Below are 8326 nucleotides of genomic sequence, written 5' to 3' on the forward strand. Positions count from 1 at the left end.
TATGGACTTCGTTCACGACCAACTCGCCATGGGAAAGAAATTGAGGATCCTGACCGTGGTCGACACGCATTCGCGGTTCTGCCCGGTCGTGGATTCACGGTTCAGCTACCGCGGCGAGGACGTGGTTCAAACGCTGGAAGGGGTCTGCGGCGGGATCGGCTATCCGAACACCATTCGAGTCGATAATGGCAGCGAATTTATCTCTCGCGACCTGGACCTGTGGGCCTACGCCAACGAAGTTACGCTGGACTTCTCACGGCCAGGTAAGCCGACAGACAATGGCTTCATTGAGGCCTTCAACAGCAAGCTTCGGTCGGAGTGCCTGAACGCACACTGGTTCATGAGCCTTGCCGACGCTCAGGAAAAGTTGGAAGATTGGCGTAGACACTACAACGAGGATCGTCCCCACAGCGCGATCGGATACAACGTCCCGATTGCCATGCATTATCCCGATGACGTCACCAGCCCGTCATCGTGAAACAGCCGAAAAAATCCAGCTTCCGGTGGTCCAAACATGGGGAGCAGCGCAAGTTGGCGCAGACTCTACATTACGGTGAGGGATTTCGCGGGGGCAGGTCACGACGACTGCCCGTTCTTGAACAGCCTCCTTGGGCAATTCAGTTCTCATGTTGCCAAGCACGTCCCGCGCCTCCTCGATGCGGAGGTGCTCCTGCACAGCCGCTTCAAGACTGCGACATTGTTCGGCGTCATGCCTGCCAAGCAGGCGAGGCAGGGGCTTGCGTGCCCTTTTGTCTTTCCGAAGTGCGGTATCGGGTCAGCCTGATCGGCGACGTGGCCTTGTGCCACCGGCTTAACCAAGGAAAGCTCCTCGATCATCCCGAGCCGCACTGGAACGCCCCTCCGCTTGACGATCAGCGGGGATACTCGGCTACCGAAGCGCCGTTCACCGGATCATCAGGGCTGTTCCCAGGCGTCTTCCCATTCGCTCAGGAAACTCCGCCGGTTCAACGGGTCGAGATAGACCATCAGGGCCGGGCCAAGGCGGATCGGCCCGAATCCCGTCGAGCGCAGATCCGTGTTCTGGCTCAGCGGCGGAAGCGGCCAGTCTCCGTTCGTCTCCCGCATGCCGAGCTTGGTCAGAAGATCGATAAAGGCCCCTGCGACGGCCGGTTCTTCGGCGGCCTCGGGGATCAGCGCCGTACGCAGCATGACGTTGCCGAAGTCCTGCATCCTGAGGATCTGAACCTCGCCGCCGGATTCCTGCGCCAGCCGGTCGGCGGCATAGCTTCCCAGCACGTTGTAGGCGAGCGCAAGGCGTCCGTCGGTCACGTCGTCGATCATCTGCCCGGAGCAGCAGTAAAACTGCGGATCGAGGCGCCCCATGACCTCGCTCAGCCGCCAGTAGGCATCCGTCGAGCGGGCCTCTTGCGTGGCGAAAAGATAGCCAAGACCGCTGACCCGCACGTCATATGTCCCGACGGCCCCGTTGAAACGGTCGGGATTGTCGCGCAGGACTGCCGTCAACTCCTGCCGGGTGGCAGGCAGGGGCAGGCCCTCGAAATGCCTGGTCGAGATCACGACGACGGCGGGTTCTGTCGTAAATGCGAAGATCAGGTCGCGCCAGCGCGCCCAATCGGGCAGCGCCTCGGTCGCCTGCGAGCGATAGGACTGCGCGAAACCGTCGTTGGCCAATCTGAACTGAAGGTCCATCGCGGAGGAAAGTGCGAGATCGAACGCGGCACCATCGCGAATGGCGCCGTGCAGATCGGCCGAGGAGACGACCGAATAGTCGATAGAGATATTGGGCCGTTCGGCCTGGAACGCGATCAGGTAGTCCTCGAACACCTCCAGGTCGGCGGTCGAGACGATCCGCAACACGGTGTCGCCGGTGCCTTGATAGTACCGGTGGTCCTCCAGTTCGAGGGCCGCGGCCGTAGCCGCGATCAGCGTCAGAGCAATGGCAAGACAAGCGCGGCGCATGTGCCGGTTCCCCCTTCTGCAGGTCCAAGGTCAAGCCGCCCGCCATGTGCACGCAACACGTCACTGGCGATGGTAAGGCCCAAGCCGGAACCCACGATGCCTTCGGTGTGGGTGCCGCGTCGGAAGCGCTCTTTCAAGTGCTCGGCCGGGCAATCACCAAGGCCAGGGCCTTCGTCGCAGACCGAGACACGGGCCTCGGCGGCGTCGGCGGTGACGGCCAAGGTGATGAGCGTGTCCTCGGGCGAATATTTGATCGCGTTGTCGAGCACGTTGCGCAGAGCGTTGTCCAGCAGGACGGCGTCGCCCGCAACCTTGGCTGGTTCGGTCCGCAGGATCAGCCGGATTTCTTTCATTGCCGCCGTCGGCTCAAGCGCGGCGACGCACCGGGCCGAAATGTCCGCAAGATCGACGGAGTCGCGGGCCAGATCCTCGACCCGATAGGCCACGGTCGCATGGTCCAGAAGCTGACCGGCCGAGCGGGAGCTTTCGTCGACGGCCCGGATGATGTGCCGAAGGCGCTGCCGTTCGTCGCTGGCTTCGACCGACCGCAGGGCGATTTCGGCCTGCGTCCGGACCGTGGCGAGGGGCGTGCGGACCCGGTGCGCGGCCTCGGCGATGAAATCCTCGGACCGGCGAATGGACTGAGCCAGCCGTTCCATCAGGCGGTTAAGCGACGATAGGAGCGGTGCCAGTTCCTCGGGTGCTTCGCGTTTCACCGGGCGCAGGTCCGAGGGGCCGCGCCGGGCGACTGCATCCGCGATCTCGTTGAGGGGGCGCAGCGACGTGCGCGCGGCAATGGCCGACAGGGTCACGGCGACAATGAAGAAGGCGACCGACAACAAGGCCGCCAGTCGCGACAGCTCGCGTGAGATGGCGCCGACGCCGCTTCGTGTCTGCGCGACGCTGACCGATACGGTCAAAGGTTCCGCGCCGACCAGCACCGGGCGCGTGACCGACGCGATGCGGATCTCCTCGCCGTCGAAGGTGCCGGTGTCGAACAGGACGGTGCCGGGCGCCCGGGGCCTGTCCAGAACTGGCAGATTGGCGTAGCCGGTCAGGAACTCTTCGCCCGCAGCGACGTGGTAGAACACGCGGTCCTCGCCGATGGCACCGAGCATGGAAAAGGCCGAATAGGGCAGCTCGAGCCGCACCTCGCCCTGTTCGCTGCGCAGCGTTTCGGCGATGGCGGTGGCCGAGGCGGCCAGAACGTTGTCCTGTGTGCGCTCGGCGGCCTGCCGCGCCAGGCCACTTACCATACCCCAGCTCAGGATCGAGAGCAGAGCCGCCACCCCGGCAAGCAGAAGCGTCAGACGGCGGCCGATGGACCTGGTGCGGGTCACGGGTCTTCAGTCTCCATCCTGTAGCCGAGGCCGCGCACCGTTTCGATCCGGACGCCGGTGCCGTCGATCCGGCGCCGCAAGCGCCCGACATAGACCTCGATCGCGTTCTCGGTCACCGCGCTGTCATAGGAAAACAGCCGGTCCAGCAATTGACCTTTCGACAGGATCTGCCCCGGGTGGCGGGCGAAGACCTCCAACAGGCGAATCTCGCGGTTGCGCAGCTCGATCAGGCTTTTTCCCAGGCGAAGCGTGCCCGCGAACGGATCGAACACCGCCCGCCCAAGCGCGATTTCGTTGCGGGCCGATCCACCGCGCCGGCGCAGAACGGCGCGGCACCGCGCCTCCAGCTCGGAGAAGTCGAACGGCTTAGTGATGTAATCGTCGGCCCCCTGGTCCAGCGCGCCGACGCGGTCGGACACCTGGCTGCGCGCTGTCAGAACGATGACCGGGGTTTCAAGATGCGCACGGCTACGGGCCAGGAAATCGCGCCCGTCGCCGTCCGGCAGCATCACATCCAGCAGGATCAGGTCGTAGTCCGCGGCGGAAAGGCAGGCCTCGGCCTCGTCCAGGCTGGCAGCATGGTCGACGGCATGACCGTCCAGAACGAGCCGCTTTACCACGGCCTCGGCCAGTTCCTGGTTGTCCTCGACCAGCAGGTAGCGCACCGGGCTCTTCCCTCACAGCGGCGCGCGTCGCGCGCAGTCACTGGCTCGGGTGCCCGTGTCAGGCCCCTGTCAGCTTTGTGTGTTCAAACCGACGTATGGGCGGCGGAGGACCGCCTGTCAAATGGGAGGACTACCAAATGACATTCCGCATGACCCGCCGGGTCGTGATGGCCGCGGCTGCGGCTACGCTCGCTTTTTCCGGCACGGCCAGCGCCGAAGCGCACCAACAACTTGAAAGCCTGCACTTCATTATTCCCGGCGGCGCCGGCGGCGGCTGGGACGGCACCGCGCGCGGCACCGGCGAGGCGCTGACCAAATCCGGCATCGTCGGCTCGGCCAGCTATGAGAACATGTCCGGCGGCGGCGGTGGCGTGGCCATCGGCTACATGATCGAGAACGCCGAGAGTCTGGACGACACGCTGATGGTGAACTCCACCCCCATCGTAATTCGTTCGCTGACCGGTGTGTTCCCGCAAAGCTTCCGCGACCTGACGCTGGTGGCCGGCACGATCGGCGACTACGCCGCGTTGGTCGTTCCCGCCGATAGCGAGATCAAGGATATGGAAGGCCTTCTGGCCGCCTACCAGGAACAGGGTGACGATTTCGCCGTGGGCGGTGGCTCGGTTCCCGGCGGCATGGACCACATCGTTGCCGCGATGGTGATGGAAGCGGCTGGCGAGGACCCCATCGCACTGAACTACATTCCCTACGACGCCGGCGGCGAGGCTATGGCCGGGCTCCTGTCGGGCGAGATCGACGCGCTTTCGACCGGCTTCTCCGAAGCCATCGCTCTGGCCGATCAGGGCGAGGTTCGTATCCTTGGCGTCACCGCCGAAGAGCGTGTGCCGGCCTATGACAGCGCGCCGACCTTCATGGAGCAGGGCATCGACGTCTCCTTCGTTAACTGGCGCGGGTTCTTCGCCGCGCCCGGCATCTCGGAAGAAAAGCGTCAGCAGTACATCTCGGCGCTCGAGGCGATGTACGAGACCGACGCTTGGGAAGACGTCCGCTCGCGCAACGGCTGGGTCAACATCTGGAACCCGGGCGACGAGTTCCGCACCTATCTCGAAGGTCAGGAAGAGCAAATCGGCAACCTGATGCGGACGCTCGGCTTCCTCTAAGGCCGTTTGCGCGGACGGCGGAGCACGCCGTCCATCGCGATAGCGAAGGCGCCGCCCCGATCCCGGGCGGCGCCACGAATATCAGCCTGAAATATGGGAGGGGACGGTATGGCGCTCGATCGCTGGATCGCACTCATTTTCGTCGTGTTCTGCTGCGCTTACGGCTACCTGGCCTTTTTCACGATGGACCAGCTTCTGCCGCCATTCATGCAGCGCAACCCGGTCTGGCCCTCTACCTTTCCAAAGGTTCTGTCGGTGCTGGGCGTCATCGTCGGATTGATCGTTCTTCTGGGGCTCGAAAAGCCGGTCCCAGGCGCAGAGCCTTCGGCCAGCGACATCAACTACCGCCGCCTTCACGAATATAAGCTGGGCCAGGCGCTCATGCTCTTGGCGCTCATGGTGCTGTATGCGCTGATGCTGCGGCCCGCGGGATTCCTGCTTGCCACGACGGTGTTCCTTGTCGGCGGCAGCGTCATCCTGGGCGAGCGCAAGTGGCACGTCATGGTGCCAACCGCCTTGCTCGCCACCGGCTTCGTCTGGTGGCTGGTCCAAGAGGTGCTGGGCATCTTCTTGCGGCCGTTTCCGTTCTTCATGGGGATCTGAACAATGCTTGAAGGTATCCTGATCGGCCTCGAGGCGGCCTTTTCGATCCAGAATCTGCTGATGGTCATCGCCGGCTGTCTCATCGGCACCTTCATTGGAATGTTGCCGGGACTGGGGCCCATGTCGATCATCGCCATCATGATCCCGGTCGCGATCTCGCTCGGCGACCCTGCGGCCGCTTTGATCCTGCTAGCGGGGGTCTATTACGGCGCGATCTTCGGCGGATCGACGTCGTCGATCCTTCTGAATGCGCCAGGGGTCGCGGGCACGGTCGCGACGTCCTTCGACGGCTACCCGATGGCCCGCAAGGGTCAGGCCGGCAAGGCGCTGACGATTGCCGCCGTGTCCAGCTTTGCCGGCGGCATGATCGGCGCGATCCTTCTGATGATCTTCGCGCCGGCGCTGTCGTCGGTGGCGTTGCTGTTCCACTCGGCCGAATACTTCGCGCTGATGGTTGTGGGCCTGTCGGCCATCGCCGCCTTCGCCGGGACTGGCCAGGTGGCCAAGGCGCTGATGATGACCATCCTCGGACTGATTCTGGCCACAGTTGGCGAAGGCGCGCTGTTCAACATGCCGCGCTTCACACTGGGGCTGATGGACCTGCAGTCCGGCATCTCGTTCATCACGCTGGCCATGGCCATGTTCGCGCTGCCCGAGGCGATGTTCCTTGTCCTGAACCCGGCGCGCGGGGGTGACGGCGAAAGCGACGGATCGGGCAAGATCACGGGCCTGCGATTCTCGAAGGACGAAGGCAAGGCGATGATCCCGGTCATCGGCCGGCAATCCGTTCAGGGTTTCTTCATCGGGGTCCTGCCCGGCGCCGGGGCGACCATCGCGTCATTCCTAGGCTACGCGGTGGAGCGCAACCTGGCTTCCTCGGAGGAGCAGAAGGAATTCGGCAAGGGATCGGTCAAGGGCCTCGCCGCGCCGGAAACCGCCAACAACGCGGCCTGCACGGGATCCTTCGTGCCGCTGCTGACGCTGGGCATCCCCGGGTCGGGCACCACGGCGATCCTTCTGGGCGCGCTGATCGCACTGAATGTGACGCCCGGGCCGCGCCTGATGACCGACACCCCCGAGATCTTCTGGGCCGTGATCATCTCGATGTTCATCGGCAACCTAGTGCTTCTGATCCTGAACCTGCCGCTAATCCCCTATATCGCGAAGATCCTCGCGATCCCGCGGAACTTCCTAATCCCCTTCATCCTCTTCTTCACGCTTATGGGGGCCTATATCGGGCAGAACAACGCGACCGAGCTTCTGATGCTGGTGGGTCTCGGGGTCATGGCCACGATCTTTCGTTTCGCCGATTACCCGCTGGCGCCGCTTCTGATCGGGTTCATCCTGGGCACGATGCTGGAGGACAATTTCGCCCGGTCCATGCAGCTCTACCGCGGGATCGATTTCATTTGGGAACGCCCGATGACCTTGGCGCTGCTGGTGCTGGCATTGCTGCTGGTGCTCTTGCCCAGCTATCGCGCGCGCAGGGCGCGGGCCCGGGCCAAGGGCGTGGCCGATGGCGACTGAGGGTCCGCCCTCCGCACCCCTTGCCGGGGTGCGGGTCCTCGACCTGACCAACGTCCTGGCCGGACCCTTCGCCTGTCACCAACTGGCCCACCTGGGCGCCGAGGTCATCAAGGTCGAGGCCGTGGGGCGCGGTGACCTGGCCCGCAACCTGGGCGCCGATCCCGACCTGTCAGCGCGCGGCATGGGGATCAGCTTTCTCGCCCAGAACGCGGGCAAGAAATCCCTGACGCTGAATCTCAAGGACCCGCGCGGGAAGGACGCGCTGAAACGGCTGGCCGGACGCGCCGACGTGGTGGTGGAAAACTTCCGCCCCGGCGTGATGGATCGCCTGGGGCTGGGCCATGCGACGTTGAGAGCCGAGAACCCCCGGCTCGTCTACTGCGCGATCTCGGGCTTTGGTCAGTCCGGGCCATGGGCCGACCGCCCGGCCTACGACCAGATCGTACAGGGCGTCTCGGGAGTCATGTCGATCACCGGAGATGCCGACAGCGCCCCCTTGCGCGTGGGCTATCCGCTGGCCGACACGGTGGGCGGGCTGACGGCGGCGATGGCCATCTGTGCCGCGCTGAACGCAGACCCGCGCGGCACCTTCATCGACATCTCGATGCTGGAATCGGTCCTGGCCACGATGGGCTGGGTGGTGTCGAACCACCTGATCGGCGGTGTCGATCCGCAGCCACAGGGCAACGAGAACCCGACATCGGCACCATCGGGCACGTTCCAGTGCGCCGACGGGTTGATCAACATCGCCGCCAACAAGGACGAACAATGGGTCGCTCTGACCCGCCACCTGGGGCGCGAGGATCTTCTGGACGTGCGCGACTTCGCCACGCGCGAAAACCGCAAGACGAACCGGCTGCGCCTGCGGGCGGAACTGGAAACGGTGCTGACCACGCGCGCCGCGCGCGATTGGGCGTGCGAGCTGAATGGCATCGGCGTGCCCGCGGGCGCGGTCATGTCGGTCCCAGAGATCCTGGCACACCCCCAAGTCGCCGACCGCGATTTCCTGGCGCGGTTCGACGATGCGCCCGGCGTCGGTCGGCCGATTGACCTTGAAGTGGTCCCAGGAAACCGGACAGTCAGCTAAGGTGTTTCCCGAACCTTTGAAGGGATACGAACATGGCAAAGC

Annotated in this window: 8 protein-coding genes; 5 read left to right on the top strand and 3 right to left on the bottom strand. The window is 64.6% G+C overall.

Features of this window, described 5'->3' with window-relative positions; genetic code table 11:
* The coding region (locus RBB42_RS27575; protein ID WP_305972545.1) for an integrase core domain-containing protein at positions 1-478 on the top strand (478 nt) is incomplete at its 5' end.
* 437 nt (positions 479-915) lie between these two features.
* Here the strand turns inward: RBB42_RS27575 and RBB42_RS27580 are convergent.
* The 3 genes from RBB42_RS27580 to RBB42_RS27590 are packed head-to-tail and all read right to left on the bottom strand — an operon-like array spanning position 916 to position 3946.
* A complete protein-coding gene (locus RBB42_RS27580) occupies positions 916-1941 on the bottom strand; it encodes an ABC transporter substrate-binding protein (protein ID WP_305972546.1) in 1026 nt (341 codons plus the stop codon).
* The gene (locus RBB42_RS27585; RefSeq protein WP_305972547.1) at positions 1911-3281 is read right to left on the bottom strand and encodes a sensor histidine kinase; all 1371 of its coding nucleotides are present in this window, start codon (positions 3279-3281) and stop codon (positions 1911-1913) included. The genes RBB42_RS27580 and RBB42_RS27585 overlap by 31 nt, the downstream gene beginning before the upstream one ends.
* Positions 3278-3946, bottom strand: a complete 669-nt coding sequence (locus tag RBB42_RS27590; protein WP_305972548.1) for a response regulator transcription factor — start codon at positions 3944-3946, stop codon at positions 3278-3280. The genes RBB42_RS27585 and RBB42_RS27590 overlap by 4 nt, the downstream gene beginning before the upstream one ends.
* Before the next feature lie 137 nt (positions 3947-4083).
* Here RBB42_RS27590 and RBB42_RS27595 point away from each other — a divergent pair, with 137 nt between their 5' ends.
* The 4 genes from RBB42_RS27595 to RBB42_RS27610 all read left to right on the top strand — a co-directional run bounded on the left by RBB42_RS27595 (position 4084) and on the right by RBB42_RS27610 (position 8284).
* On the top strand, positions 4084-5067 hold the full coding sequence (locus RBB42_RS27595; RefSeq protein WP_305972549.1) for a tripartite tricarboxylate transporter substrate binding protein: 984 nt from the start codon (positions 4084-4086) through the stop codon (positions 5065-5067).
* A 108-nt stretch (positions 5068-5175) separates the two neighbouring features.
* Positions 5176-5670 (top strand): tripartite tricarboxylate transporter TctB family protein, encoded by a 495-nt coding sequence (locus tag RBB42_RS27600; protein ID WP_305972550.1) that lies wholly within the window; start codon positions 5176-5178, stop codon positions 5668-5670.
* A gap of 3 nt (positions 5671-5673) precedes the next feature.
* Positions 5674-7197, top strand: a complete 1524-nt coding sequence (locus tag RBB42_RS27605) for a tripartite tricarboxylate transporter permease (protein WP_305972551.1) — start codon at positions 5674-5676, stop codon at positions 7195-7197.
* Positions 7187-8284 (top strand): CaiB/BaiF CoA transferase family protein, encoded by a 1098-nt coding sequence (locus RBB42_RS27610; protein WP_306043946.1) that lies wholly within the window; start codon positions 7187-7189, stop codon positions 8282-8284. Before RBB42_RS27605 ends, RBB42_RS27610 begins: the two co-directional genes overlap by 11 nt.
* The last annotated feature ends 42 nt before the right edge of the window (positions 8285-8326 follow it).

Origin of the sequence: Mameliella sp. MMSF_3455 (assembly GCF_030733205.1) — a bacterium.
In the GTDB taxonomy this organism is placed as follows: Bacteria; Pseudomonadota; Alphaproteobacteria; order Rhodobacterales; family Rhodobacteraceae; genus Antarctobacter.